Source organism: uncultured Xanthomarina sp. (genome assembly GCF_963971605.1).
GTDB lineage: Bacteria > Bacteroidota > Bacteroidia > Flavobacteriales > Flavobacteriaceae > Xanthomarina > Xanthomarina gelatinilytica.
On the sequence record NZ_CAXATZ010000003.1, the window covers coordinates 110,622 to 135,215 of the forward strand.

Below are 24,594 nucleotides of genomic sequence, written 5' to 3' on the forward strand. Positions count from 1 at the left end.
CTTACATAAAAAAAGCCACTATAGCATGTTGTTATAGCGGCTTTTTTGGTTTTAAAAGTTACATTTAAAGCCTTTATACAAAATTCCAATATTTCAGTCCAAGCATTTTTAAACAACAAAGCTCAATCAAGTAGAACTTATTGAGCTTTTATGCTGAAAATCGCAACAGAGTTGCTTTGCTTGTGGAGTCGGAGAGAATCGAACTCTCGTCCAAACAAGTAACCAAAGGGCTTTCTACACGTTTATTCTGTTCTTGTTTTTTCGATTGTAAGCTGGTTACAGACAACCTACTTACAACTTAGCTTTTTAATCTCGAAAGTGCATCAAAGCACTGCACTATCTTGGTTAATTTTTACGATGCCTCTAAATAGAACGCCACTAACCAAGGCTTTCTGGAGACATTTAGCTTGTACACCTTGTGTACCTAGGCCAATCCTACTGTAATTCAGATTAGGCAGCTAAAGCGTAGTTATTCTCGCCGTTTAAAAGTTTGACCTAGCCTTTTACGTGTTTCAAAGTCATTACACGACGTGCTTACCATTTCATTAATCTCGCTGTCAAAACCAGTCGACCCCAAGTATCATTTTAAAAAGGGAAGCGAAGTTACAAAAAATAGTTGTGCAACTTCATAAATCCATGTATTTTCGTGCAAAATCTATACCAAATGTAAATATGTCAGTTTAGACTCACTACATGTGGTTGAATCAAAAAATAAAATTTGTTTGCATGAGTATGAAGTTTGCCATCATCAAAGAACGAAAAAATCCACCAGATAGACGTGTGGTATTTTCACCTGAAAAGTTAGCAGAAGCCAGAGCGCAATTTCCTGAAGCAGTTTTTAAAGTGGAATCCAGTGATATTAGGATCTTTCCAGATGAAGCATATAAAGCCTTGGGTTTTGAGGTAAGCAATAATGTGAGTGACTGTGATGTTATGTTGGGAGTTAAGGAAGTTCCCATTGAGGCTTTAATTCCAAATAAAAAGTACTTTTATTTTTCCCATACCATAAAAAAACAGCCTTATAACCGTAAACTGCTTCAAGCCATGCTTGAAAAAAACATTGATATGTACGATCATGAAACCATTGTGAAAAAAAGTGGTTCCAGATTAATAGGTTTTGGTCGCTATGCAGGTTTGGTAGGAGCTTATAATGGTTTTAGGGCTTTGGGATTAAGGGATGGCTTGTTCCATTTGCCAAAAGTGGAAACCTTGGCAGATTTAAATGAAGTAAAAGCAGAACTGGATAAAATTAGTATTCCCAATATTAAAATTGTATTAACTGGTACAGGAAAAGTGGCCCAAGGAGCCAAAGAAATTCTGGATCATTTAAAAATAAAACAAGTAAGTGATGCCCTATACCTAACCACCAACTTTTCGGAGCCTGTTTATTGTATGGCAGATGTTATGGAGTACAATAAACGAACAGATGGGAAAGTAGGTTTTAAACAGGAGTTTTATAAAGATCCAAGTGGGTATGAGAGTAATTTTATGCCTTATGCAAAACAAACAGATTACTTTATTGCAGGTCATTTTTATGGCAACAATGCACCCTATTTGTTTACTAGGGAAGATGCCAAACATCCAGACTTTAGAATAAACCTGGTGGCAGATATATCTTGCGATGTGGATGGGCCAGTGGCTTCAACTTTAAGGGCTTCAACCATTGCAGACCCTTTTTATGGGTATGATCCCAAAACTGAAACCGAAGTGGCATTCAACGCCAAAGGCGCCATAACCGTTATGGCAGTAGACAATTTACCTTGCGAACTGCCCAAAGATGCCAGTGAAGGCTTTGGAGACATGTTTTTGGAACACGTTATCCCAGCATTTTTCAATAAAGATGAACGTGGCATTCTAAAACGTGCCAAAATAACCGAAAACGGGAAATTGACTGAGAAGTTTTCGTATTTACAGGATTATGTGGATGGCAAATAATGTCTTTTTATTAAAATGAGTAAAACAGCTTTAATAACAGGTGGAGCTTCAGGCTTGGGATATGAATTGGCACTTTTGTTGGCTAAAGATGATTACAATTTGGTATTAATAGATATTGATGCAGAAAAGCTACAAGAAGTCAAACAAGGTATAGAGACTGATTTTGCTGTGAACGTTCAGATCTATGCCAAGGATTTAAGTGTGGTCAATATTTCCGAAGAAATCATGTTAGAACTTAAGGGGTTACCCATAGATGTTTTGGTGAACAATGCTGGTTTTGGTTTGTTTGGTTCCTTTTGGGAAACCGATTGGGAACGCGAAAAACAAATGCTGCATTTGCATGTTATCACCACTACCCATTTAACCAAATTGGTTTTAAAAGACATGATTCAAAGAGGTTCTGGAAAAATCCTTAATTTATCGTCTCTTGCAGCTTTCCAGCCTGGACCACTTATGTCCTTGTATTATGCAACCAAGGGTTATATTTTATCTTTCTCTGAAGCTATTGCAAATGAACTTAAAGGTACCGGAGTTACGGTAACAGCCCTGTGCCCTGGACCAACCAAGACATCGTTTCAAAAGGTGGTATCCAATGCTTCATCGGAGAATAAAATAACCTTTAATATGGCCAATGCCAAAGAAGTGGCAGCTTACGGTTATAAAGCCATGAACAAAGGGAAAGTCTATGCCATTCCAGGGAAATTCAATAAATTATTGGCTACCTTGCCACGATTTATTCCAAGAAATACAGCAGCAACCATTGTTAAGAGAATTCAAGAAAAAAACAGGGAAGCTTAAGTTTTATACTTCAAGCTAATAATTTTACCTGCTGTCTAGACAGGTTTGGATGTTTCCTGTAAAAGCTGATTTTACTGCAAGCGACGGAAGAATTTCAGTATTGTTCCTGGTTGGTTAGTTATAAGGTTACATAGGATTTTAATACTGTAAATTCTTAGCTAGGCAATGTGCTAATTTGTACTTGAAATTTATTTACTCTACCAATTATTTTGTTTGTATTCAACAATTAAAACCAAAAGGATGCCTAAGGTATATGCCAATAAATCTGTTACTTGAAACGTACTTCCTAAAACAAGCTTGGCTAAGGTGTTGTTTTGCAGGTTTAACCATTCCAGCAGGTTGCATAACTGTAAAAATTCTATGCAAAAAGCAATTATCAAAACCAAGATTGAAGCTTTTAGAGGTTTGATAGGGAGAAAGCTTTTTAAGAAGCCATATATAAGGATCACCACTAGGAAATCTCCAAAAGTGTGTCTTATAAAACCACTAACTACATATTTTGCAATTAATATTTCAGCTATAAACAGTATGGAAAAAAGTACAAAGTATGTTTTGTTAAAGTTTAATTTCATTTAACATTATTCTGTTTGATAGGAAATTGATAAAAATGTTATTGCGTATTAATTAACTTTTCAAGTGCATCTATATGTTTTTTAAAAGCAGCTCTGCCAAGTTTTGTTGTTGCATATCGTGTGTTGGGTTTTCTGCCAATAAATTGTTTTTCAACCATAATGTATTCTGCTTTTTCAAGCGCTTTGGCATGACTTGCCAAATTACCATCTGTAGCACCAAGTAATTCTTTAAGAGTATTAAAATCGGCATACTCATTCACCATAAGGATGGACATGATGCCCAACCTAATTCTATGATCGAATACTTTGTTTATGTTTGTAATGATGCTCATAATGGTTCCTTTTAAGAGGAAATTTTAAACTATTCTTTAACTTCCAGCCAAGGGAGTTCCAAAAAGACCAACAGCCAGTTCTATCCAAGTCAAAAGAACCAAAGATATAATGATTAAAAGTAGCATCCATCTATTTTGTTTTTTGGTTACTTTTCTTAAAACAAGTTCTATGAGAAACCCTGTTCCAAATAAAAGAATTCCAGCGATTAAAAAATCGAATGCGCTCCAATTAACTTCTGTTGAAAATTGCATGGCAATAAAAGGGATCAATAGTAAAATAGTGGCAGTAGTTAAGATAATTGGGACTCTTTTATTTTGTGTCATCATCATGTTTTTAAAAATTATTAATAGTTTGTATCGAATTTAATGTGCATCCAAACACCATAAATAATGTGCATAACTCCAAATCCTAGAACCCAAATCCAAAATCCGTAATCTGGAAACAAGGCACAGATCAAGCCTAAAATTGTTTGAATAAAGCCTAAATATCTAATATTGCCAATGCTATATTTTGATGCATTTATTAAAGCAAGACCATAAAAAATGAGCATTAAGGCTGCAGTCAGTCCATATTTTTGTTGGTTTAAAACAATTAAAATATAAATGCCACCTGTTAGCAATGGAATAAGAAAATTAACTACCAAGCGTTTGGAGGTGTTGTCCCAAACTTTTTCGTCTTGTTTTTTGGCTTTTTTAGTAGTTAAAACCACAGCAGTTGCTATGCTTAAGAAAGCTATTAATGCCAAATCCAATAACACCAATCCATAGGTTTTTCCTTCCAGTATTAGTGTTCCATCACTATAGCCTTCTACCAACCAATAAGCAACAGTTGCACCAATTATGGCATAAATTCCTGCTAAAACACCAGATAGTCCACTCAAGGAAATAAAACGGGAGGATTTGTTCATGAGTTGTTTTATCTCAGTGATATCTTTCAAATAATCTTTTGGCTCCATATTAAAGTACTTTGAAAAACAAAGTAAATAAATATTTTTGAATCTGACACTATTTAATTTTATTATTTTTGAAATACAGCACTTAAAAAAATGAAACCAGCCGAAGCATATATTTTAAAGCAAAAAGAACCATATCGGTCTATCATGATGCATCTACAGGCTGTTATTGAACATAGCTTATCTGATGCCGAATTGAAGTATAAATGGCGATTGCCTTGTTTTTATATAGGAAAAAAACCCATTTGTTACATAAATCAAAGTAAAGATTATGTGGATGTGGGTTTTTGGCATTCGGCACATTTTGCGAAAAAATTTGATAGCTATCTGGTAAGTGAAAACCGGAAAATAGTGAAATCGCTTCGCTATAGAACCTTAGAGGAAGTTGCTGATGATGTCCTTATCGCAATTCTTAAAGAAGTTGAATTGCACAAAGAAAAATCTTTCTGGAAATAGAATGTTTACAAGCTGTTTACAGTTTTTCTAATGGCAACCAGGTTGGTTAATAGTTTTTCCAAATTGTCCAGATGCAACATATTGGCACCATCGCTTTTGGCATTGGCAGGATCAAAATGGGTTTCTATAAACAGTCCATCAACATTATTGACAACTCCAGCACGAGCTATGGTTTCTATCATATCCGGTCTGCCTCCAGTTACACCTGCACTTTGGTTTGGTTGTTGTAGGGAATGGGTCACATCCAGAACAGTGGGAGCATATTGTCTCATGGTTGGAATGCCACGAAAATCCACAATCATGTCTTGGTATCCAAACATGGTACCTCTGTCTGTAATCCAAACTTTTTCGTTTCCTGCATCCTTTACTTTTTGAACCGCGTGTTTCATGGATTCCGGACTCATAAATTGTCCTTTTTTTAGGTTTACTACCTTACCGGTTTGAGCAGCAGCCACCACTAAATCTGTTTGACGAACCAAAAAAGCTGGGATTTGCAACACGTCTACGTATGCTGCAGCCATGGCAGCATCAGAGACTTCATGGATGTCTGTTACGGTTGGTACATCAAAAGTGTTGGATACCTTTTGTAGTATTTTAAGGGCTTTCTCGTCACCTATACCTGTAAAACTATCAATTCTACTTCTGTTGGCTTTTTTAAAGCTACCTTTAAAGACATAAGGAATATGAAGTTTGTTGGTTATGGCTATGATTTTTTCGGCAATGCGTAAAGCCATATCTTCACCTTCTATGGCACAAGGTCCAGCAAGCAGGAAAAAATTATCGGAATTGGTAAATTTTATTTTAGGCACATCATTTAGAGTCATAATCACTTAAATTTAGGCCACAAAGATACATATTTTTAAAAAGCTTTTTTCATACTATTTCGTATCATCCAAAGCGACATCAAAAAGTTTGTGAAAACAAACATACCTCCCAAAATAATAAAGTTGCTAAGGGTTTCAGGGAAACTGATAATGTTGAAAAAATCTATTAAATAAGCTAAAATCATGTACGATGATACACATACAAAAATAATCCCTAAAGAGAAGTTTAGTTGCTTGCTAGGCCTAATTAGCTGCCACACAAAAGGGATGGCAATCAATAAAATGGGATAGGCCGTAATGCCTTCATTTTTATTAACGTCTGTAAACCAGTAGGCAACAGCTGCTATAAAGTATAAATAAGGAATAAATTTCGAGTATTTACTAATCTGCTTTTTCATATTAAAATAGGGTTTTAATCCGTAATGTTATTACAGATGTAAAAAAGCCTGTTGTGGTTAACAGATTGGTTAGTATGGCTATTTACTATTAATCAATTTTATAAACGAAAGATACAAACAGATCCTATAATTTTTAAGAACTATAACATTTAATTAACTAATAACAAAAATTTAATGATAAAATTACTAAAATATAGTGTACCTTTGCACGCTCAAAATAAAGCACCTATATGGCTAATATTAAAAACATTGCAATTATTGCCCACGTTGATCATGGTAAAACTACTTTGGTTGATAAAATTATGTACCACTGCCAGTTGTTTCGTGAAAACGAAAACACTGGAGATTTGATTCTGGATAATAACGATTTAGAACGTGAAAGAGGGATAACCATTACCTCCAAGAACGTTTCTGTTATTTACAAAGACACAAAAATCAATATAATAGATACGCCTGGTCACGCCGATTTTGGTGGTGAAGTAGAACGTGTCCTAAACATGGCAGATGGTGTGTTGTTGCTGGTAGATGCTTTTGAAGGTCCTATGCCACAAACCCGTTTTGTATTGCAAAAAGCCATCGATTTAGGTTTAAAACCTTGTGTGGTTATCAATAAAGTGGATAAGGAAAACTGCACACCAGACGAAGTTCATGAATCTGTTTTTGATTTAATGTTCGAACTTGGAGCAGAAGAGTGGCAGTTGGATTTCCCAACGGTTTATGGTTCAGCTAAACAAAACTGGATGAGTACCGATTGGAAACAAAAAACAGAAAACATTGAACCTTTATTGGATATGGTTATTGATCATATACCAGCTCCAAAAATTCCTGAAGGGAACACACAAATGTTAATTACTTCTTTGGACTTTTCATCTTTTACAGGACGTATTGCCATTGGACGTTTAACCCGTGGAGCCCTTAAAGCAGGACAAAATATTTCCTTGGTAAAAAGAAATGGTTCCATAGTAAAATCCAAAATCAAAGAACTACATGTTTTTGAAGGTTTGGGCCGTAAAAAAGTAGAGCAGGTTCAAACAGGAGACATCTGTGCCATTGTTGGACTGGAAGGTTTTGAAATTGGAGATACAGTGGCAGATTGGGAACATCCTGAAGGACTGCAAACCATAGCCATTGATGAGCCTACCATGAGCATGTTGTTTACCATTAACGATTCGCCTTTCTTTGGGAAAGATGGCAAGTTTGTAACTTCAAGACATATAAAAGATAGATTGACCAAAGAGCTAGAGAAAAATTTAGCTTTACGTGTTCAAGAAACAGATAGTGCAGACAAGTTTATGGTTTTTGGACGTGGTGTTTTACACTTATCGGTTTTAATTGAAACCATGCGTCGGGAAGGATACGAATTACAAATTGGTCAACCACAAGTAATCATAAAAGAAATTGATGGTGTAAAATGTGAACCTATAGAAGAAATGACCATCGATTTACCAGAAGAAGTTTCTGGAAAAGCCATTGAAATGGTTTCTACCAGAAAAGGAGAGATGCTAAGCATGGAAGCTAAGGGAGATAGAATGGTGTGTAAATTCATGGTGCCATCAAGAGGGATTATTGGTTTAAGAAATCAGTTGTTAACGGCTACTGCTGGAGAAGCGATCATGGCTCATAGGTTTAAAGAATACCAGCCTTTGAAAGGAGGTATCCCAGAACGTCAAAATGGCTCTTTGGTATCCATGGAAAAAGGTCAGGCCATCCCTTACTCTATAGATAAATTGCAAGATAGAGGTAAGTTTTTTGTAGATCCAGGTGAAGAAATTTATGAAGGTCAAGTTATTGGAGAAAATTCCCGTGGCGATGATATGGCCGTAAATGTTACCAAAACCAAAAAATTAAGTAACGTACGTAGTTCTGGTGCAGACGATAAAGCTAAAATTGTTCCTGCCATTAAGTTTTCGTTAGAAGAGGCTTTAGAGTATATTCAAAAAGATGAATATGTTGAGGTAACACCCAATCATTTGCGTATCCGTAAAATTTTCTTAACTGAAGTGGAACGTAAAAGAAACAAAGCTATTTAATTTAAATAGTTATATAATTATTTAAAAGCCCATAATGGACATTTGACAAATAATGGTCATTTCGCGCCGAAATAATTAAATAACTGAACCACAAGTTTTTGATAAAATTTAAATAGATAAAAAGAGGGGTTCCACTATGGAATTCCTCTTTTTTCGACTTAAAAAGCATTTAGATTATGGAATTTTTAGGAATTGTTTTAACCGAATGGGTTGGTTATGCTGCCATGGCAGCTTTATTGATTTCGTTTATGATGAAAGATGTCAATAAACTTCGAATTGTAAATACCATTGGTTGTGTTCTTTTTGTTACTTATGGGTTTATGTTGCAAACGGCTTGGCCCATTATCATCTCCAATGGAGCCATAGTTTTTATAAACTTGTATTATTTGGTAATTAAGAAAAGTTAAGTTTGTTATATTTACCAAAAAGTGATTCATTTGTTTTTTTCACTTTTACACTAAATAACAACAAACCAGCTTAAATATTCCAATTATCTTTAATACCAAGTGATAAACCTTATCAAGAACATAAAAAGCCTTTTTGTTAAAGATAAAAATCTTTTGTATTTATTGCTTATTGGCCTTGCCTTTAGGTTTGTTTTGCTTCTTGTATTTTATCCTCATGCCAGTTGGTTTCCAGATTCTGGAAGTTATCACAATCTAGCCAAGAAAATGGCCACAGGTTCCTTAGAGGGTTATACAGGAGAGAGAAGCCCTGGATATCCATTATTATTGCTCTTTGCTTTTGGAAAGGCAGGAATAGCTGTAATGTACCAATTTTTATTGGGTGTTTTAGGGTCTTTATTTTGGTACAAAACCCTTATAGGTTTTAAGTTTACAAAAAAAGAAAGCTTTTATGTAGTACTTTTTTTACAATCGTTTTTAAACGTGTTTTTTTATGATACTGCCATCTTGGTGGAAAGTATTTCTTTGTTTTTTGTTTCGGTCCTTGTTTATTTTATCTCCAAACCTGCTTACGCATACAATCAAAATATTAAAAAGGAATTTTTACTTAGTGCCATTTTAGGGATGTTGGTATTGATTAAACCCTTTTTTGCCTATTTGCCTTTTTTGATTTTTGGTTTGTTTGTTTTAAAAAGGTCCTCTTTCAAAACATATTTTAGCAGGAAATTAATTCTTTTTGTTTTTCCATTACTGGCATATTTTGGTTGGTCTTATGTTAACAAGTTAAATACAGGTTATTTTGTGTCTACTACTTTTTTGGGGTTGAATTTGTCTCAAAACTGTGTGTATTTTGCTGAAGATGCTCCAGAAGCATACCAATGGATTGCCAAGCCTTATGTAACACATAGAGAAGAAACCATTCAAGGAAAAAGGGATGTTGCCATGAGTATTTGGATTGCTTATGGTGAAGGCCAGGCTTTTGAAAGTTACGGTTTGAGTTTTATAGACTTATCCCATGAACTAGGAGAGTTTGCCAAAGCTACCATTAAGGCTAATCCCAAAGCCTATGCCAAGCAAGTGCTAACACGATCTTGGATAGATTTTTGGAAACCCAGTATTTTATGGGTGGACAGCAATTTTAGGTTTCCTTGGGCTCATAAAATGGTTGCAAATATTTGGTCTGTTCAAAAAACAATCTTTTTTTTATTGACCATGCTTTTCTTTTTAATAAGCCTAATTATAATATTAAAATCTATTTACAACAGAAAAGTAGGTGTGGATTTATTGCTTGTTTGCTTAGTTTTTGCACCTTCCTTTCTTCAAGCCATGGTTGTTTATGGTACCAATAGCAGGTATAGCTATCCTTTTGATTTTATCATGATTTTTACCATTTTATTTTTTTTGAAAGAAAGAGGGATTTGGGATAAATTTAGGTAGCTTAAAAAATAATCAAGGTCAAAGGTGTTATTTTTTTAATACTATTTTTAATTTGTTTGATGATTAAATCTTTTTAAAAATAATGATGCTTAAATTTTTTTTGAAAGAAAAGAACTTTAATTTTAGATTTTCATAAATACAGGCATGAACAACCTTCAAGTTGTAACATACACTTCTAAATACGCTAACGATTGGAACCGTTTTATTATGGCTTCCAAAAATGGAACGTTTTTGTGTCATCGGGATTTTATGGAATACCATCAGGACCGTTTTCAAGACCACTCGTTTCTTATTTTTAATGACAAAAAACTCGTGGCTCTCTTTCCTGCCAATATAAAAAATCACATATTATACTCGCATCAAGGATTGACTTATGCAGGTTTAATAATTGGCAAACATGCAAGCCTTGAGCTGGTTTTGCAAATATTCCAAAAGCTATTGGAAACTATAGACACTCTTGGGATAGAAGAAATAATAATTAAGCCATCACCAAAAATTTACCATTTGCATCCAAGTGATGAACTGGATTATTTATTGTTTAAGGTTCAAGCAGAGCTTATAAGAAGGGATTTAACACTTAGCATCGATACAGGTCAAACCATTGATATACATTCATCCAATAGAAAAAGAGGGCTTAAAAAAGCTCAAAAAAATGAGTTGCTAATTAAAGAGGAACAAGATTTTGAGTTGTTCTGGAAGCAGATCCTCATACCAAACCTTGACGAGAAGCATGGTGTTGAGCCAGTGCATAGCTTAGATGAAATAAGGTATTTAAAATCCAAGTTCCCTAAAAACATCAGGCAGTTTAATGTATATAAAGATAGGCAAATTGTGGCTGGCACAACCATTTTTGAAACAGATAAAGTGGCTCATGCCCAATATATTTCGGCCAACAATACCAAGCAGAAATTGGGAAGTTTGGACCTGTTATTTCACCATTTAATTCATGAGGTATTTGCAAGCAAACCGTATTTCGATTTTGGTGTGTGTAGTGAAAACCAAGGAAAACAAGTAAATTTGGGTTTGCAAGCTTGGAAAGAGTCTTTTGGAGCAAGTAGTGTTTCGCAAGACTTTTACAGTGTCTTTCCAAAAAACCATCATTTGCTAAACAATACGCTAATATGATAAAGTTTCTGGATCTTCAGCAAATAAACAAAAGGTTTGAAACTGAATTTCAACAGAAATTTCAACAGTTTTTAAATTCCGGACATTATATCTTAGGGGCTGAAGTAGAAACTTTTGAGACAGATTTTGCTAACTATTGTGGTACCAAATTCTGTGTGGGAACCAGTAATGGCTTGGATGCTTTAACTTTAATTTTTAAAGCTTACTTGGAATTGGGCATTTTAAAACCTGGAGATCAAGTCATGCTTCCAGCTAATACGTTTTTTGCCAGTGTATTGTCTGTTATCCATTCTGGATTGCATCCAATATTTATTGAACCAGAAAGAGACACATTCAATATTTCGGTTAAAGACATTGAAAAACAGCTAACACCACATGTTAAAGCCATTATGGTTGTGCATTTGTATGGACAATTGGCAAATATGGAAGTTATAAACCAATTGGCAGAAAAACATAAACTGTTGGTAATAGAGGATGCAGCACAAGCCCATGGAGCTGTTTTTAATTCTGAATTTAAAATTCAAGATTCAGAATTAATAAATCAAAAAGCTGGAAATTTAGGTCATGCAGCAGCTTTTAGTTTTTATCCCAGTAAGAATTTAGGCGCATTGGGAGATGGAGGTGCCATAACAACCAACGATATTGTTTTGTTCGAGACCATTAAAAAATTAGGTAACTATGGTTCAGATAAAAAATATGAATATCAACTTAAGGGTTTTAACAATAGGTTGGATGAAGTTCAGGCCATGTTTTTAAATGTGAAGTTAAAATACTTAGATGCAGATAATGAAAAAAGACAAACTATTGCCAAACGTTATTTAAGCGAAATTTCATCTAAAAAAATAGAGCTTCCATTTTACGATGGTTCTAAAAACCATGTCTTTCACCTATTTGTGGTTACAGTAAAAGATAGGGAAAATTTTGTGTCTTATTTAAAAAAACAGGATATTGAAACCTTAATCCATTATCCATTACCACCTTATAAACAAAAAGCTTTAGTGTCTTTTAATCATTTAAGTTTGCCTGTTACAGAAAACATTCACGAAACCGTTGTAAGTCTTCCAATGAGTCCAGTAATGACAGAACAAGAAGTGAGCAAGGTTATAAATGCAATAAATTCCTATTAATTGAAAAGAGTTATTAAATACATAAACAATAATGTTTTAATTAAAGTAGCTTCCTTGAATTCTGTGTCGTTAATTACCAGGATTGTTGGAGGTTTGCTAACCTCTAATGCCATAGCTCATTTTATAGGGGCAGAAGGTATGGCTCTTATTGGGAACTTAAGGAATTTTGTGTATTCCATTCAGTCTGTGGCAACTTTGGGCTTGTACAATGGCGTGGTAAAATATATAGCAGAGTTTAAAAACAATACGGTAGAGTTAAGTAAAACCTTGTCCTCTACTTTCTATCTTGGTTTTATCTCTACAGTTGTGGTGTCTTTTCTGTGTTATTTTAATGCAGACTACATTAACGATATTATTTTTCCGAAGTACAACGATTATGCTTACGTCATTGAAGTCCTGGCCATTGCTTTGCCGTTTTACACATTGAATATGTTTACATTTTCAATAATGAATGGCTTTTCAAAGTTTAAAATCCTGATTATTATAAATATCATTGGTCAGATTTTAGGTGTGGCCGTTACATTGATTTTAATATATAAAAATAGAATAGATGGCGCTTTGATTTCTGTTGTTATTTCAGAATCTCTAATCTTTTTGATTACTTTGGTAGGGATAGTCAATCAACGCAGTTTAATGTCTTTGATTAAAGTAGGTCAGGTAAGGTTTAGCATTATAAAAAAGCTGAGCTCATATTCTGTAATGGCGTTGTTTTCTGCCATTGTCTTGCCTTTGGTGGCCATTGCCATTAGATCTTACATCATTGATAATATAGGATTTAAGGAAGCTGGGTTTTGGGAGGCCATGAACCGGATTTCCAAATATTATCTCATGTTTGTTAGTTCGTTGTTAACGCTTTATATCTTGCCTAGGCTTTCGGAAATAGACAATGCCAAAGAGTTTAGAAGTGAAGTGTTCAACTTTTATAAAACCATTATTCCCATATTTGCCTTAGGGTTGTTAGTGATCTATTTCCTTAGAAATTATATTATTACCATTGTTTTTTCCAATGAATTTAAACCAGTGGAAGACTTATTTTTATGGCAGCTTTTAGGAGATTTTGTTAAAGTATTGTCCATAGTTATTGCTTATCAGTTTTTGGCAAAGCGTATGTTTTGGCATTATATTATAACCGAAATATTTTCGGTACTCATTCTCTATGTTTCCAGTATTTTATTTATTGACATCTATGGCGTAAAAGGAGCAACCATAGCACATTTTGTAACCTACGTGATGTATTATGGTGTGATTTTGCTCATTTTCAGCTCATCACTTTTTGGTGTGATTCCAGATAAAAACGATTTAAGCGCTAATTCTTAATATGCGTTCCCCATATCTTTAAATAGCTGTTTGCTATCTTTAGGTAGTGATGTTCTTTTTCTATAAATGCTCTAGCGTTTTTTGAGATGTCTTCAATACGTTTAGGGTTTTCTATCAGCCATTCCAGTTTTTCAACAATTTTTGATACTTCAGGTAAGGCATTTATGGCAACTGTGTCTTTTTCTAGATTGTAATGGTCCAGCCAAGCCTGTTCAGCTCCAGTAAACACCACCTTCCCTTTGGCCATGGCTTCTAGTGCATTATAGCCTTGATCGTAGCTGTACACTTGATCTAAAAGGATATGCGCTTGATTGTAAACTTCTATATATTCTTTATAAGGCAGGTTGTAGGTGGTTTGAATCTCTACTCTATCTGGATATGTTTCTTTTATAATGTCTAGGGCTTTCGTAAAAAAATGGGATCCTTTTTTTATTTGTGATAGGGTGTTTACACCATGAAAAATACGGATTTTATCAGTAATCTGGCAAGGGGTAAATTCAATAATATCTGTGTTTATTGGATTGGGTATCAGCCCTAAATATTTGGGGTTGCCCTTTAAAGGAATATGGTAATCCATATCTGATGCTATGGTGCCACAACTGTTTTTATAAATAAACCCGTGAAGTTTTCTGTAAGCAGGCGTGACATATTTTAAACAATACCGAAATTGCTTTTTTAGTTTTATGTTATTTAAATAGGGTGTTAAAATGGAATAAGGTTCTTGTTCTTTCAGGAAATAATTTATGTTCACAAAATCGTCTCCACAGGACAGTAAAAACAAGTTTTTGTTTTGTTTTATTAGTTTTTTTAATAAGGGAATTTGTAGTTTGGGATGTATATAAAGTGCATCTTCATTTATAAGTTGTACCACATCAAATCCATGAAGCTTTTTTAAAGCTTTATTAAATTTATAAGCCACTTCAAGGTCGGCTATATCAAATCCGGTAAGTTTGTGGATGGCTTTTCTAAAGAAGAGCAAAACGGGCTTGTTGCAGGTTTTAACAGATAGGTCAACATCGGTAGGAAAGTTTTTAAATAGGTCGCCATTTCCTACCAAAACAACTTCGTGCCCTAATTTTTGTAAGCCTTCTTTTAGTGAATTATGCAACCGACTAAATTCTCCAATTAAAAGTATTTGCATGCTTATTTTGATACCTTTGTTGTTCAAAGATACTCGTTTCAATGAACATTTCAGAAAAAACTCATATTCCCTTTGAAATTTTGGTGGCTACAACCAACAGGACCACATTGGATTTTATTGATAACATGTTTAAAAACAATGTTCTGGAACACTATCATCTTTTGATAATCAATCAAACCAGTGAACATAAGTTATTGGTTTCCCACAAGCCCAACATTCGTGTAATCAATGCCTTCGAAACAGGTTTAAGCCGAAGTAGAAATCTAGCCATACAACATGCCATTGGAGATATTTGCTTGCTTGCAGATGACGATGTTGTTTTCTTGGAAGGCTTTGAAAACAAAATAATGGAAAGTTATGACCAGTTGAAAGATGCCGACTTGATAACTTTTAAAACAATTACAACAGAAAACAAACCCTATAGTGATTATCCAAAAAAAGTGACAGGTTTAGAAGATTTTTATCGAAAAGTACTTTCCATAGAAATTACATTTAAACGTGATGTGATATTGAAAAACAATATATCTTTCAATGAGAACTTTGGATTGGGAAGTGTTTTTCAAGATTGCGAAAACAGATTGTTTTTTGAAGATGTGTTTACAACCAAGCAGATAAAAGCGTATTTTTCGCCAGAATTTATTGTTGTTCACAAACCATTTAGTACTAGTGATGAGGTAACTTCAGACAGATACATGTTTGCCAGGAGTGCTTTGTTTTACAAAAAGCATGGTGTCTTTGGTTGGTTATATGTTATCAAGCTTCTTTTTTCATTGGTAAGAAATAATTATATAGGTTTTGGTGAAGTTTCACATAAATTACAAGTTGCAAAAAAAAGTATAGACACTTTTAAACACATGATACATGGAAAGTAAAAAAACAACCATAGATAATTTAGAGCTAATAGAGATTCCGAAAATTGAAGATAAAAAAGGTAGAGGGAACCTGTCTGTTATTGAAAAAGACTGTATTCCTTTTTCTGTGAAACGTGTGTATTACTTATATGATGTGCCCAGTAATGCCTATAGAGGAGGTCATGCGCATAAAAATCTATATCAGTTTTTAATTGCTTTAAGCGGTAGTTTTGATGTGGTTTTGGACGATGGAAACCAAAAAACCAAAATAACCTTAAACAAGCCCAATAAAGGCTTGTTGATACCCAATGGGATTTGGCGTGAGCTGGAGAACTTTTCTTCAGGTTCTGTATGCTTGGTCTTAGCTTCTGAAGAATATGATGAATCTGATTATATTAGAAATTACAAGAAGTTTTTAAGCTATAAAAACTAAAAATAGTTCTTCTTTTTACTTAGCGAATTATAGATGTTAATAATATGTTTTGTAACATATAAAGGAGTCATGAGTAGTAACTTTTGCTTAAAATTTAACATTTTATAATCTATTTCATTTTTAAGTTTTTGAAAATTGATTTTATCTCCTACCAACTTATATTTTATAGCAGATGAAAATTTATTTTTATTTATAAATTTTTTAAAATAGGATGAATGGTTCTTTTGGTCCTCATATTTTGAAAAATCAATCGATTTAAATTTTTTTCTATTGGATTTGGTTAAGCCATTGTTCACTACTTGATGAATTGCCAATGGCTTATTTAAAAAAACAATGGAATGTTTAAGTCCTATTCTAATCCAATAGTCGGTATCTTCGCTAGTTGTAAGGGACTCATCAAAAGTTCCAACACTTTTAATTATCCCTTTACTGAAAACCGTACAAGTACAATGTAACAAAGAATGATCTAAACTATACTTAAAATAGTTCAAAACCTTTGATTCACCATCATCTAAAGTAAGGTTTCTGTATGTGGCAAAATAATAATCAGTATTTTTTTTAATTTTAAGGGCTGTCGCAAAAACATGTTCCTTGGGATAAGAATCTATAAGTTTGGTTATATATTCTAAAAATGAAGTTTCCCACAAATCGTCGGCATCCAAAAAAGCTATATACTCTGCTTGGGCTTTTTTTATCCCATAATTCCTGGCTGCAGAAACGCCAGAGTTTTCTATGGAATATACCTTTATTCTTTCATCGATTACAGCGTTTACTTGATTTAAACTATTGTCGGTAGAGCCATCATTAACAATAATAACCTCAAAATTTGAAAAGCTTTGGTCAAGTACACTCTGTAAGGTGTTTTTAATGTGCTTTTCTTTATTGTATAAAGGGATGATTATGGAAAAAAATGGTTTCATTCTAATGGTGTAATCTACAAAAATAACCCAATCTATACAGATCAAATAAAAACATATTTGGGTTTTCTTGGGTTAAGTTCAATTTTATTTTAGAGTCGAAATAAGACAGACATGTTCCAAAAAGCCTATGTAAGTATAAAAACTTAAGAAAACCATATGCTTTTAAAAGGCTAATGTTGTTTTTGTTTACCTTATTGGAGGCATACAAATGGTAAAGGGTTTGCATGGCATGTTCTGTTTTTTTAAGAAAGGTTGTGTTATCATCCAGTCCAAAATGATACACTTCATTGTTAATGTGCCAAACATTGCTTTGGTTGGTTTTTAATAAGGAGCCTATTAAATAATCCATCCCGTAACTGTTGTCTGTATGGTTCTTTATCAGTTCTAAGTACAGCGTTTTTTTTATCAAAAAATTGGCAGAAATTATCACCTTATAAGGGGTTTTGTTTCTTTTGGAAGCATCTACCTCTTCACGTTTTTTTCCAAAAGTATAACGTAACGAGTTGTTTTTGGAATACGAGGTGTCCTTATACGCAAAACCACCAAAAACTGCTTCATGGTTTTTTTTCATCTCGTTAAGGTATTTAACCAGAAAATCCTGGTTTTTGGGCAGGACATCTGCATCAATAAATAACAGCCATTGATATTGCGCTTGTTCTGCCAAAAACAACCTACTGGCTGTTCTACCAACATTTTTTTTGGCTTCTATAAATTTACAGTTGGTTAAACTGTTTATTTTTTGGTTTTCAATGTTTGCATCAGAAAAAGAGCCATCATCCACACAAATTAGCTCAAACACAACATTAGCATCCAAAGCTTGTCTTTCAAGTTCCTGGGCTAAAGGATACGCGTTGTAATGATATGTAGGTATTAAAATGGATAGCATGCCTGTTGGTTCTGTGGTTCAAATCTAATGATTATTGAAGCAATTTTCACTAATTGCATGAAATTCATTCTTTAGACAACCATTAAAAAAATGTTTGTAACCAATATTGTCCTAAATAATTTTCTTTTTTAGTTCATGATTTATTATTTTTAAATTATTGTATTCATGAATCTCCTACGTCGATTTGCATTGACCAAAAAAGAAACAAAAAAGTCTAGGCTTACGAACCTTTATCTAAATTTATCGTTTGCCACCTAAATTTTAGGAACTCGCTGTTATGTTCATTGCTATTTCAAAAGTTTTAGCTAGCTCAAACAGCCTAAAATTTTTACGGTAGCTTCACTTCAAATTTTACGATAAATTTTCGATAGGCCGTTTTATAACATACCCTGACATTTTAACTTCTTATTTTTTAAAAAGCCATTTAGCCAAAGTAATGCTATCACTTCAGCTGTTTTATTAAATCGTTTTGGACGCTATTTGTTTGTAACATGAAATTATTTAATGAATATTGCGTACTATCTCATTATATGGAATGTTTGATATTTTGTTATTCCGTTGAAGGAGGAAGCTCATTGATTTTTAATGGATTCTTCACTTTGTTCAGAATGACAAAACAAAAATTATTGGTAAGAACACGCTTTTTAAGCCATTTAGAATGATTTAAAAAAGTATATATTTACCACCAGTCTTTTTTTAGTTTCAATAGTAAAAATAGATTGTTACATTTACAACTAACTTCTAACCAAAACCCATGCTATTCAATACCATAGATTTTGCCATTTTTATGCCAATAATCTTTTTGTTGTATTGGTTTGTTTTCAACAAAAACATTAAAATCCAAAACTTATTCCTTCTTGTAGCAAGTTATTTCTTTTATGCATGTTGGGATTGGCGATTTTTAGGGCTTATTTTTTTAAGCTCTTTGGTAGACTATTCCGTAGGACGTCTTTTGGCGAAAACCAAGGCTAAGTCCAAAAGAAACCTGCTTTTAATCACAAGTCTCATGGTGAATTTGGGCATCCTTGGTTTTTTTAAGTATTACAACTTCTTTTTGGAATCTTTTCAAGAGGTTTTCTTGCTTTTTGGAAGGTCTTTAGAATCCAGTACTTTAGATATCCTACTGCCTGTTGGAATTAGTTTTTATACGTTTCAAACCTTAAGTTACACTATTGATGTATATAGAGAGCGCATAGAACCTACTAACAATATGTTATCGTTCTTTGCATTTGTGAGCTTTTTTCCTCAATTGGTTGCTGGACCTATAGAAAGGGCTTCTAATTTATTGCCACAATTTGAAAGAAAAAGAACCTTTGATTATACAAAAAGTGTTGATGGTTTAAGGTTGATCCTGCTTGGACTTTTCAAAAAAATGGTGATAGCAGATAATTGTGCTTTGGCCGTAAACGACATTTTCACCCATTACACAGAGTATAGTGGAAGCACTTTGTTTTTTGGGGCTTTCTTTTTTGCGTTCCAAATTTATGGCGACTTTTCAGGCTATTCTGATATTGCCATAGGTTCAGCCAGATTACTGGGGTTTGATTTGATGCAGAATTTCAATGCACCTTATTTGTCCAGAAACCTTGGGGAATTTTGGAGACGTTGGCATATTTCCTTGAGCACGTGGTTTCGCGATTATGTGTATATTCCCCTAGGAGGCAATCAAGTGTCCAGACCTAAGTGGATACGCAATATTTTTGTTGTTTTTCTTTTAAGTGGTTTTTGGCATGGCGCCAATTGGACCTTTATAATTTGGGGCTTGATACATGCCCTTTTTTTTCTGCCTCTTATGTTTCAGAAAACACATGCCAGTTTTAAGGACGTGGCAGATAAAGGGAAATGGTTCCCTAGTTTCAAAACCACTTTACAAATAGGCTTTACGTTCTTTATTGTGCTTTTGGCTTGGGTGTTTTTTAGGGCAGAAAATATAACTCATGCGTTTTTGTATTTACAAGGGATGTTTAATTTTTCTTTGTTTTCATTTCCAACAGTGTCAAGAGGTTTGGTGTTGTTTTTAATGGTTTATATGGTTTTTGAATGGCTTCAAAGAGATAAAAAACATGTATTGGAAATAGATTTTATAGCATCCAAACCCATCCGAATAGCTATTTATTATGGATTGGCCTTTGCTATTTTTTATTTTGCAGGAGACACACAACCGTTTATATATTTTCAGTTTTAATGAAGAAACTACTCACTCATATCAGTCTGTTTTTAATTCCAATAGTAGTTGTATGGATGCTTGCTGAGGTGTTTTACCGTTCGGTTCCAAATAATTACACCTATAAACATGAGCAGATTTCCAATAACATGGATGATATTGAAGTGCTTGTGTTGGGCGATTCGCATACTTTTTTTGGAATAAATCCAGAATGGCTTTCTTTAAAAACCTACAACCTATCAAATGTAAGTCAGACCATTTATTTTGATAAATTGTTGTTTGAAAAACACATTGACCATTTACCACATTTAAAATACCTTATCATATCTGTGGAATATACCACCTTGAGTCAAGCAGATAATACCCAAGAAGATATCTGGCGAAAATACTTTTATGAGGCTCAAATGGATTTGAAAGTCCCATTGATAGCCTGGTACGATCCAAAAAAATACAGTTTGGCATTAACCAGGAAATTTGATAAAACTTTTAAAACCTTTCTAGATTACCAAAGGGAAGGCAGCTTGATTGGTTGCGATGAGAAGGGTTGGGGAAATACATACCTATCAACTGTGGATTCATTGGAAATGGCCTATCTGTCAAAAGTTGTTGCCAGAAAACATGAAGATGGTTCTATGGATTTTAAACAGAATACAGAAAGGATTCAAAATATGATAACTTTTTGTGAACAAAAAAATATACAAGTGCTGTTGGTCAATATGCCAGTTTATCCAGACTATCTGGATCATTTAAATCCCGAAAAACTTCTGAAAATTGATAATACTTGTGATGATTTGGCAAAAACCAACCCAAACGTTACTCGAGTGGATTTATCCAGGGACTCTAGATTCCAGTTGCAGGATTTTCACGACGCAGATCATTTAAATGCACAAGGAGCCAAAACATGCTCCTTACTTATTGATGCTTATTTACACGCTTATTAAGTGGTTGATTTGTTTCTTTGTACCACTTCAAATACCTGATTTTCGTCACATTTAAGGGTTTTGCTTGGGTATTTTAACAACAAGGCATAGTCGTGGGTTGCCATTAAAATGGTGTTTCCGTTTTTATTGATGTCTTGTAGCACTTCCATCACTTCAATACTGGTTTGTGGATCCAGGTTTCCAGTAGGTTCATCGGCAAGTATTAACTCGGGATTGTTCAGCAAAGCCCTTGCAATGGCTACACGTTGTTGTTCGCCACCAGAAAGTTCATGAGGAAATTTAAAGCCTTTGGTTTTCATGCCAACCTTGTTTAAAACCTCTTCCACACGAGTGTTCATGTCATTTTTGTTTTTCCAGCCTGTAGCTTTTAACACAAACAGTAAATTCTCGTTAATGGTTCTATCGGTCAGTAATTTAAAATCCTGGAACACGACACCTAGCTTGCGTCTTAAAAACGGAATATCTTTCTCTTTAAGCGTTCGTAAATTGAAATCCACAATGCTGCCTTCGCCTTTGGTTAAAGGCAAATCGGCGTAAAGTGTTTTCATGAAACTGCTTTTTCCAGTTCCTGTTTTACCTATTAAGTAAACAAATTCGCCTTTGTTTATTTCAATGTTAATGTCTGAAAGCACGAGGTTTTCACCTTGAAATATGGAAGCATCTTTAAGATAAAGTACGTTTTGCATAGTTATTTTTTAGGGTCGTTACATTTACAACCACAAAGTAAACAATTAAAGGGAAATAGGGAAAGGAAAATCTGGAATTTGAACCATAAACTACCAAAGCCTGTGCCAAGGCACCAGAAAGAACAATGGCTATCAGCAAGATGTCCAGGTCAAAGGGTTTACCTTTGGATTTTAAAAACAGAAACAGTTTTTTAATGGCAAATACCAGAAAAAGCGTATGGATTAAAATAAGTAAAAACCTTTGTACATAGTTCCACAAACCGATGAAGGCTTTTCTAACATATATGTTTTGAAACTTGTTGGCATTCCATAAAATAGATGTGGTAAACCAAAAATCCTTAAAGGAAATCAATACTTGCTTTGCATACAGATCTGGATGCGATGCTATCAAACCCTTAGAGATCTCTCCTAGCTTGTAAATAAGTTCCTGCCTGGACAAACCTGTTTTCTCTATCAGTTCATCGTGAGCATACCAAGCTGTCATGGCATACTCTTTCTTTGGCAGGTTTTGCTCTACGTAATCCCTGTGTTTTACAAAAATATCCCTAATTAACCGATGTTCTTCTGGCGCTTTATCAAAGAAAGGGGTTGCAACTTGAGCCAAATTTATTCCCAAGTAGTAAGAGCTTGTAAATTGATTGATGTTTTTTTCATTTACCGAACACCAAGCATAAAAAGTCACTAAGGGAAGCAAGGACATACATAGGGATTTTATAAATGTTTTTCTTATATCAAAATTGAAATTTTTAACTAAATAAAATAATGAAAAGCCTATGGGAACATAAATAAACATAGGTCTTACCAAATACAAGTAACTTAATATAATGGATAGAACTACATAGTGTTTCAAGGCTGTTTTAGGTTCCAGGAGCTTAAATTTTTGGATATACCAGAACGATAACAATAAGAAAAATAAGGTAAGGGTTTCGGTTAGAATGGCAAATTCATAAAACACAAGGTGTAAAAAAGATGTGGATATTACGGCAATCCAAAAAGCCATTTGTTTTTCTCTGGTTTTGTTTTTGCTAAAATCGAAAATTAAATACATACCAAGCAGTCCAATACCTGTTTGGATAGCTACTGTTGCATAGAGGTTTCCACCAGTTAATGCAATTAAAAGAGGGAGTCCTGGTGTGCGTTCCCCTGTGTAGTTTTCCAAGCTGAAATGTAAGAGGTATTGGGCTAAATTTGTGTAATCTTCAGAGTCTGGATAAAGGGTCACATCATGATAGCAAACAAACACCAAAAGTCTTAAGAGGATGCCATAAACCAATAAAATGGCTATGGGATATTTGTTGATATATTGGCTTCCTTTTTTAAGCATCTTATTTTTGGTACTGGAAATATATTCTCAGTAAATCTATAGGAATATTAATAAAATCCATAAACGTAATTCTGGTGTTTCCATTGTCTTGCCATTTGTTCAATGGAACTTCAAGTATGTGCTGTTTGCAAAAAGTGGCGCCTTTTAGTTTGTTGGTCCTTAAAAGAAGTTCTATATCAAATAGCCATTTGCTAACAAAAGGCTGTTTAAAAATATCTTTGGCTAAAGAATTTTCAATAAGTTTGGCACCACATTGCGTGTCGTAAATAGGAAGTTTCAATATAAATGTATTGACTATGGTTGCCAGTGAGCGACCTAATATATGACGAATCGCACTTCTTTCTATCGTGGTATTTAGCGTTTTTATTCTGGAACCAAGAATGAATTTTGAGGTACTGGAGCTAAACCGGGTGATACGCAACATTTCATCCAGGGAAGTTGATAAATCTGCATCTAAATAACCCAAATAGGCATAATTTTTCTCGCTTAAATGTAGCACAGCATGCCTAATGGCTTCTGCCTTGCCAAGGTTTTTTTCAAGGTGGATCACAGAAACCGTATCAAAGTTGGTTGCCAATTGCTCCAATATAAAAAGGCTATTATCGGTACTTCCATCATTTACAAAACACACATCCAGTTCTTGATGGGAATTCAAAAACCCATTATAAGCATCCAAATCCAATCTGGACGACTCGTTATAACAAGGAATGATTATACAGGTTTTTTGCATACCATATAGTTGGATAAGCCTTTGGGCTTTAAATGTATTTTTTCTAACAAGCTACTTGTTTTAAAATCAAATATAAGTATGTTTTTATACAAATTGGTAACTAATTTACCTTGTTGCCATTGTGCAACATGGGTTTTTTTGCTTTTGGGTTTTATAATTTTTTCTTTAAACTTTATTAACATTCTGGCAATCAATAAAGACATAAAAAAATAACCTATGGATATGATTTCCAAGCCTGCCTTTTTAGTTACTTGCTTTAAGGTGTTGTTGTTATAACGTCTGTAATGGCCCAATAGCACATCATGATGACTAAATAGAGATTGAAACGCTGGAACCGTTAAGACAATTTTAGTGTTTTCTGTTACTTTTTCCATATTGGAAATGTCCTTTAAAAAATCCAAATCGTTTGCAACATGTTCCATGACATCTAGAGCCAGTACATAATCTATTTCACAATTAATTGCCCTCAACGCTGCAATTGCCGAATTAAAAACCTGAATGTTTTTATGGCTGTATTTTTTTGTGTAAAACTCCAAATGTTCCTTGGTAAAGGCTGTATCCACACAATAAAACCTACCATGAGGTATTTTTAACAACAGGTTTTCGGACACAAAAGTATCGCCGGAACCAATGTCCAAAAACACGGGATGTGATTTTTTGGAAGCATGTTTGTTTATAAGTTTATACACAAATTCCAATCGTGCTTGTTCCCATGGATGTCTGGTTTGGTGTTGGTGTTTGGAATGTTCAGACAATTCGGTTAAATCCATAGGTTTTTTTTGCTTGGTTTAAAGTGTAAAAGTAGTCTAA

At 34.0% G+C, this 24,594-nt stretch carries 26 protein-coding genes and 1 other RNA gene; 13 read left to right on the forward strand and 14 right to left on the reverse strand.

The genetic code is table 11. From position 1 onward, the window contains the following. Positions 1–180: 180 nt before the first annotated feature. Positions 181–575: a transfer-messenger RNA gene (gene ssrA, locus AACY93_RS02310) on the reverse strand. A gap of 157 nt (positions 576–732) precedes the next feature. On the opposite strand from ssrA, the gene AACY93_RS02315 reads away from it, so the two are divergent. Then, the gene (locus tag AACY93_RS02315; protein WP_286854568.1) at positions 733–1,935 is read left to right on the forward strand and encodes an NAD(P)-dependent oxidoreductase; all 1,203 of its coding nucleotides are present in this window, start codon (positions 733–735) and stop codon (positions 1,933–1,935) included. 15 nt (positions 1,936–1,950) lie between these two features. Further along, on the forward strand, positions 1,951–2,733 hold the full coding sequence (locus tag AACY93_RS02320; protein ID WP_286854512.1) for an SDR family oxidoreductase: 783 nt from the start codon (positions 1,951–1,953) through the stop codon (positions 2,731–2,733). A 197-nt stretch (positions 2,734–2,930) separates the two neighbouring features. Here the strand turns inward: AACY93_RS02320 and AACY93_RS02325 are convergent, their stop codons facing one another. From AACY93_RS02325 to AACY93_RS02340, 4 genes are read right to left on the reverse strand one after another with little or no spacing between them, the layout of a single operon-like run. After that, on the reverse strand, positions 2,931–3,305 hold the full coding sequence (locus AACY93_RS02325; RefSeq protein ID WP_286854511.1) for a DUF2809 domain-containing protein: 375 nt from the start codon (positions 3,303–3,305) through the stop codon (positions 2,931–2,933). Between the two features lie 38 nt (positions 3,306–3,343). Continuing rightward, entirely contained in the window at positions 3,344–3,637 is a 294-nt protein-coding gene (locus AACY93_RS02330; protein ID WP_286854510.1) for a transcriptional regulator, read from the reverse strand. Positions 3,638–3,673: 36 nt separating this feature from the next. After that, on the reverse strand, positions 3,674–3,967 hold the full coding sequence (locus tag AACY93_RS02335) for a hypothetical protein (protein ID WP_286854509.1): 294 nt from the start codon (positions 3,965–3,967) through the stop codon (positions 3,674–3,676). Between the two features lie 14 nt (positions 3,968–3,981). Then, positions 3,982–4,593: a hypothetical protein gene (locus tag AACY93_RS02340; RefSeq protein WP_286854508.1), complete on the reverse strand. Its 612-nt coding sequence runs from the start codon at positions 4,591–4,593 to the stop codon at positions 3,982–3,984. 90 nt (positions 4,594–4,683) lie between these two features. Between AACY93_RS02340 and AACY93_RS02345 the strand changes: the two genes are divergently transcribed. Continuing rightward, complete coding sequence (locus tag AACY93_RS02345) at positions 4,684–5,046, forward strand: DUF1801 domain-containing protein (RefSeq protein ID WP_007649613.1); 363 nt, start codon at positions 4,684–4,686, stop codon at positions 5,044–5,046. Positions 5,047–5,051: 5 nt separating this feature from the next. On the opposite strand, the gene kdsA is transcribed toward AACY93_RS02345, so the two are convergent. Further along, a complete protein-coding gene (gene kdsA / locus AACY93_RS02350; protein WP_286854506.1) occupies positions 5,052–5,870 on the reverse strand; it encodes a 3-deoxy-8-phosphooctulonate synthase in 819 nt (272 codons plus the stop codon). A 35-nt stretch (positions 5,871–5,905) separates the two neighbouring features. After that, the gene (locus AACY93_RS02355) at positions 5,906–6,268 is read right to left on the reverse strand and encodes a hypothetical protein (protein ID WP_007649609.1); all 363 of its coding nucleotides are present in this window, start codon (positions 6,266–6,268) and stop codon (positions 5,906–5,908) included. A gap of 230 nt (positions 6,269–6,498) precedes the next feature. On the opposite strand from AACY93_RS02355, the gene typA reads away from it, so the two are divergent. The 6 genes from typA (at position 6,499) to AACY93_RS02385 (ending at position 13,708) form a co-directional block, all read left to right on the forward strand. Then, positions 6,499–8,298 (forward strand): translational GTPase TypA, encoded by a 1,800-nt coding sequence (typA, locus tag AACY93_RS02360; RefSeq protein WP_286854504.1) that lies wholly within the window; start codon positions 6,499–6,501, stop codon positions 8,296–8,298. Between the two features lie 176 nt (positions 8,299–8,474). Beyond that, on the forward strand, positions 8,475–8,705 hold the full coding sequence (locus tag AACY93_RS02365) for a uroporphyrinogen decarboxylase (RefSeq protein WP_286854503.1): 231 nt from the start codon (positions 8,475–8,477) through the stop codon (positions 8,703–8,705). Between the two features lie 153 nt (positions 8,706–8,858). Continuing rightward, entirely contained in the window at positions 8,859–10,139 is a 1,281-nt protein-coding gene (locus AACY93_RS02370; protein WP_286854502.1) for a hypothetical protein, read from the forward strand. 144 nt (positions 10,140–10,283) lie between these two features. Beyond that, a complete protein-coding gene (locus tag AACY93_RS02375) occupies positions 10,284–11,264 on the forward strand; it encodes a GNAT family N-acetyltransferase (RefSeq protein ID WP_286854501.1) in 981 nt (326 codons plus the stop codon). Then, positions 11,261–12,391: a DegT/DnrJ/EryC1/StrS family aminotransferase gene (locus AACY93_RS02380; RefSeq protein WP_286854500.1), complete on the forward strand. Its 1,131-nt coding sequence runs from the start codon at positions 11,261–11,263 to the stop codon at positions 12,389–12,391. Before AACY93_RS02375 ends, AACY93_RS02380 begins: the two co-directional genes overlap by 4 nt. Continuing rightward, positions 12,392–13,708 (forward strand): O-antigen translocase, encoded by a 1,317-nt coding sequence (locus AACY93_RS02385; RefSeq protein WP_007649591.1) that lies wholly within the window; start codon positions 12,392–12,394, stop codon positions 13,706–13,708. It abuts the gene before it with no gap. Here the strand turns inward: AACY93_RS02385 and AACY93_RS02390 are convergent. Then, on the reverse strand, positions 13,698–14,849 hold the full coding sequence (locus AACY93_RS02390) for a glycosyltransferase (RefSeq protein ID WP_286854499.1): 1,152 nt from the start codon (positions 14,847–14,849) through the stop codon (positions 13,698–13,700). The two genes, AACY93_RS02385 and AACY93_RS02390, sit on opposite strands and share 11 nt — an antisense overlap. A gap of 41 nt (positions 14,850–14,890) precedes the next feature. Between AACY93_RS02390 and AACY93_RS02395 the strand changes: the two genes are divergently transcribed. Together AACY93_RS02395 and AACY93_RS02400 are read left to right on the forward strand one after the other, a co-directional pair. Further along, entirely contained in the window at positions 14,891–15,721 is an 831-nt protein-coding gene (locus AACY93_RS02395) for a glycosyltransferase family A protein (RefSeq protein WP_286854498.1), read from the forward strand. Continuing rightward, positions 15,711–16,133 carry an FdtA/QdtA family cupin domain-containing protein gene (locus tag AACY93_RS02400; protein WP_286854497.1) on the forward strand — a complete coding sequence of 141 codons (423 nt, stop codon included), beginning with the start codon at positions 15,711–15,713 and terminating at the stop codon, positions 16,131–16,133. The genes AACY93_RS02395 and AACY93_RS02400 overlap by 11 nt, the downstream gene beginning before the upstream one ends. Here the strand turns inward: AACY93_RS02400 and AACY93_RS02405 are convergent. Then, a complete protein-coding gene (locus AACY93_RS02405; protein WP_286854496.1) occupies positions 16,130–17,053 on the reverse strand; it encodes a glycosyltransferase family 2 protein in 924 nt (307 codons plus the stop codon). The two genes, AACY93_RS02400 and AACY93_RS02405, sit on opposite strands and share 4 nt — an antisense overlap. A gap of 1 nt (position 17,054) precedes the next feature. After that, on the reverse strand, positions 17,055–17,939 hold the full coding sequence (locus tag AACY93_RS02410) for a glycosyltransferase (protein WP_007649585.1): 885 nt from the start codon (positions 17,937–17,939) through the stop codon (positions 17,055–17,057). A 754-nt stretch (positions 17,940–18,693) separates the two neighbouring features. Between AACY93_RS02410 and AACY93_RS02415 the strand changes: the two genes are divergently transcribed. Both AACY93_RS02415 and AACY93_RS02420 read left to right on the forward strand, forming a co-directional pair. After that, positions 18,694–20,124 (forward strand): MBOAT family O-acyltransferase, encoded by a 1,431-nt coding sequence (locus AACY93_RS02415; RefSeq protein WP_286854495.1) that lies wholly within the window; start codon positions 18,694–18,696, stop codon positions 20,122–20,124. Then, the gene (locus AACY93_RS02420) at positions 20,124–21,044 is read left to right on the forward strand and encodes a hypothetical protein (protein ID WP_286854494.1); all 921 of its coding nucleotides are present in this window, start codon (positions 20,124–20,126) and stop codon (positions 21,042–21,044) included. Before AACY93_RS02415 ends, AACY93_RS02420 begins: the two co-directional genes overlap by 1 nt. Here the strand turns inward: AACY93_RS02420 and AACY93_RS02425 are convergent. From AACY93_RS02425 to AACY93_RS02440, 4 genes are read right to left on the reverse strand one after another with little or no spacing between them, the layout of a single operon-like run. Continuing rightward, the gene (locus AACY93_RS02425) at positions 21,041–21,730 is read right to left on the reverse strand and encodes an ATP-binding cassette domain-containing protein (protein WP_287006235.1); all 690 of its coding nucleotides are present in this window, start codon (positions 21,728–21,730) and stop codon (positions 21,041–21,043) included. The two genes, AACY93_RS02420 and AACY93_RS02425, sit on opposite strands and share 4 nt — an antisense overlap. Then, a complete protein-coding gene (locus AACY93_RS02430) occupies positions 21,708–23,054 on the reverse strand; it encodes a hypothetical protein (RefSeq protein WP_287006237.1) in 1,347 nt (448 codons plus the stop codon). The genes AACY93_RS02425 and AACY93_RS02430 overlap by 23 nt, the downstream gene beginning before the upstream one ends. Position 23,055: 1 nt before the next feature. Beyond that, complete coding sequence (locus AACY93_RS02435) at positions 23,056–23,784, reverse strand: glycosyltransferase (RefSeq protein ID WP_007649578.1); 729 nt, start codon at positions 23,782–23,784, stop codon at positions 23,056–23,058. Further along, positions 23,766–24,554, reverse strand: coding sequence for a class I SAM-dependent methyltransferase (locus tag AACY93_RS02440; RefSeq protein ID WP_287006240.1), 789 nt, complete (start codon positions 24,552–24,554; stop codon positions 23,766–23,768). The genes AACY93_RS02435 and AACY93_RS02440 overlap by 19 nt, the downstream gene beginning before the upstream one ends. Positions 24,555–24,594 lie beyond the last annotated feature (40 nt).

Excerpts from the sequence above, each read along its gene's own strand:
- AACY93_RS02315 (WP_286854568.1), top strand. The coding sequence starts at position 733 with ATGAAGTTTGCCATCATCAAAGAACGAAAAAATCCACCAGATAGACGT.
- AACY93_RS02320 (WP_286854512.1), top strand. The coding sequence starts at position 1,951 with ATGAGTAAAACAGCTTTAATAACAGGTGGAGCTTCAGGCTTGGGATAT.
- AACY93_RS02325 (WP_286854511.1), bottom strand. The coding sequence starts at position 3,305 with ATGAAATTAAACTTTAACAAAACATACTTTGTACTTTTTTCCATACTG.
- AACY93_RS02330 (WP_286854510.1), bottom strand. The coding sequence starts at position 3,637 with ATGAGCATCATTACAAACATAAACAAAGTATTCGATCATAGAATTAGG.
- AACY93_RS02335 (WP_286854509.1), bottom strand. The coding sequence starts at position 3,967 with ATGATGATGACACAAAATAAAAGAGTCCCAATTATCTTAACTACTGCC.
- AACY93_RS02340 (WP_286854508.1), bottom strand. The coding sequence starts at position 4,593 with ATGGAGCCAAAAGATTATTTGAAAGATATCACTGAGATAAAACAACTC.
- AACY93_RS02345 (WP_007649613.1), top strand. The coding sequence starts at position 4,684 with ATGAAACCAGCCGAAGCATATATTTTAAAGCAAAAAGAACCATATCGG.
- kdsA (WP_286854506.1), bottom strand. The coding sequence starts at position 5,870 with ATGACTCTAAATGATGTGCCTAAAATAAAATTTACCAATTCCGATAAT.
- AACY93_RS02355 (WP_007649609.1), bottom strand. The coding sequence starts at position 6,268 with ATGAAAAAGCAGATTAGTAAATACTCGAAATTTATTCCTTATTTATAC.
- typA (WP_286854504.1), top strand. The coding sequence starts at position 6,499 with ATGGCTAATATTAAAAACATTGCAATTATTGCCCACGTTGATCATGGT.
- AACY93_RS02365 (WP_286854503.1), top strand. The coding sequence starts at position 8,475 with ATGGAATTTTTAGGAATTGTTTTAACCGAATGGGTTGGTTATGCTGCC.
- AACY93_RS02375 (WP_286854501.1), top strand. The coding sequence starts at position 10,284 with ATGAACAACCTTCAAGTTGTAACATACACTTCTAAATACGCTAACGAT.
- AACY93_RS02380 (WP_286854500.1), top strand. The coding sequence starts at position 11,261 with ATGATAAAGTTTCTGGATCTTCAGCAAATAAACAAAAGGTTTGAAACT.
- AACY93_RS02390 (WP_286854499.1), bottom strand. The coding sequence starts at position 14,849 with ATGCAAATACTTTTAATTGGAGAATTTAGTCGGTTGCATAATTCACTA.
- AACY93_RS02395 (WP_286854498.1), top strand. The coding sequence starts at position 14,891 with ATGAACATTTCAGAAAAAACTCATATTCCCTTTGAAATTTTGGTGGCT.
- AACY93_RS02400 (WP_286854497.1), top strand. The coding sequence starts at position 15,711 with ATGGAAAGTAAAAAAACAACCATAGATAATTTAGAGCTAATAGAGATT.
- AACY93_RS02405 (WP_286854496.1), bottom strand. The coding sequence starts at position 17,053 with ATGAAACCATTTTTTTCCATAATCATCCCTTTATACAATAAAGAAAAG.
- AACY93_RS02410 (WP_007649585.1), bottom strand. The coding sequence starts at position 17,939 with ATGCTATCCATTTTAATACCTACATATCATTACAACGCGTATCCTTTA.
- AACY93_RS02415 (WP_286854495.1), top strand. The coding sequence starts at position 18,694 with ATGCTATTCAATACCATAGATTTTGCCATTTTTATGCCAATAATCTTT.
- AACY93_RS02420 (WP_286854494.1), top strand. The coding sequence starts at position 20,124 with ATGAAGAAACTACTCACTCATATCAGTCTGTTTTTAATTCCAATAGTA.
- AACY93_RS02425 (WP_287006235.1), bottom strand. The coding sequence starts at position 21,730 with ATGCAAAACGTACTTTATCTTAAAGATGCTTCCATATTTCAAGGTGAA.
- AACY93_RS02430 (WP_287006237.1), bottom strand. The coding sequence starts at position 23,054 with ATGCTTAAAAAAGGAAGCCAATATATCAACAAATATCCCATAGCCATT.
- AACY93_RS02435 (WP_007649578.1), bottom strand. The coding sequence starts at position 23,784 with ATGCAAAAAACCTGTATAATCATTCCTTGTTATAACGAGTCGTCCAGA.
- AACY93_RS02440 (WP_287006240.1), bottom strand. The coding sequence starts at position 24,554 with ATGGATTTAACCGAATTGTCTGAACATTCCAAACACCAACACCAAACC.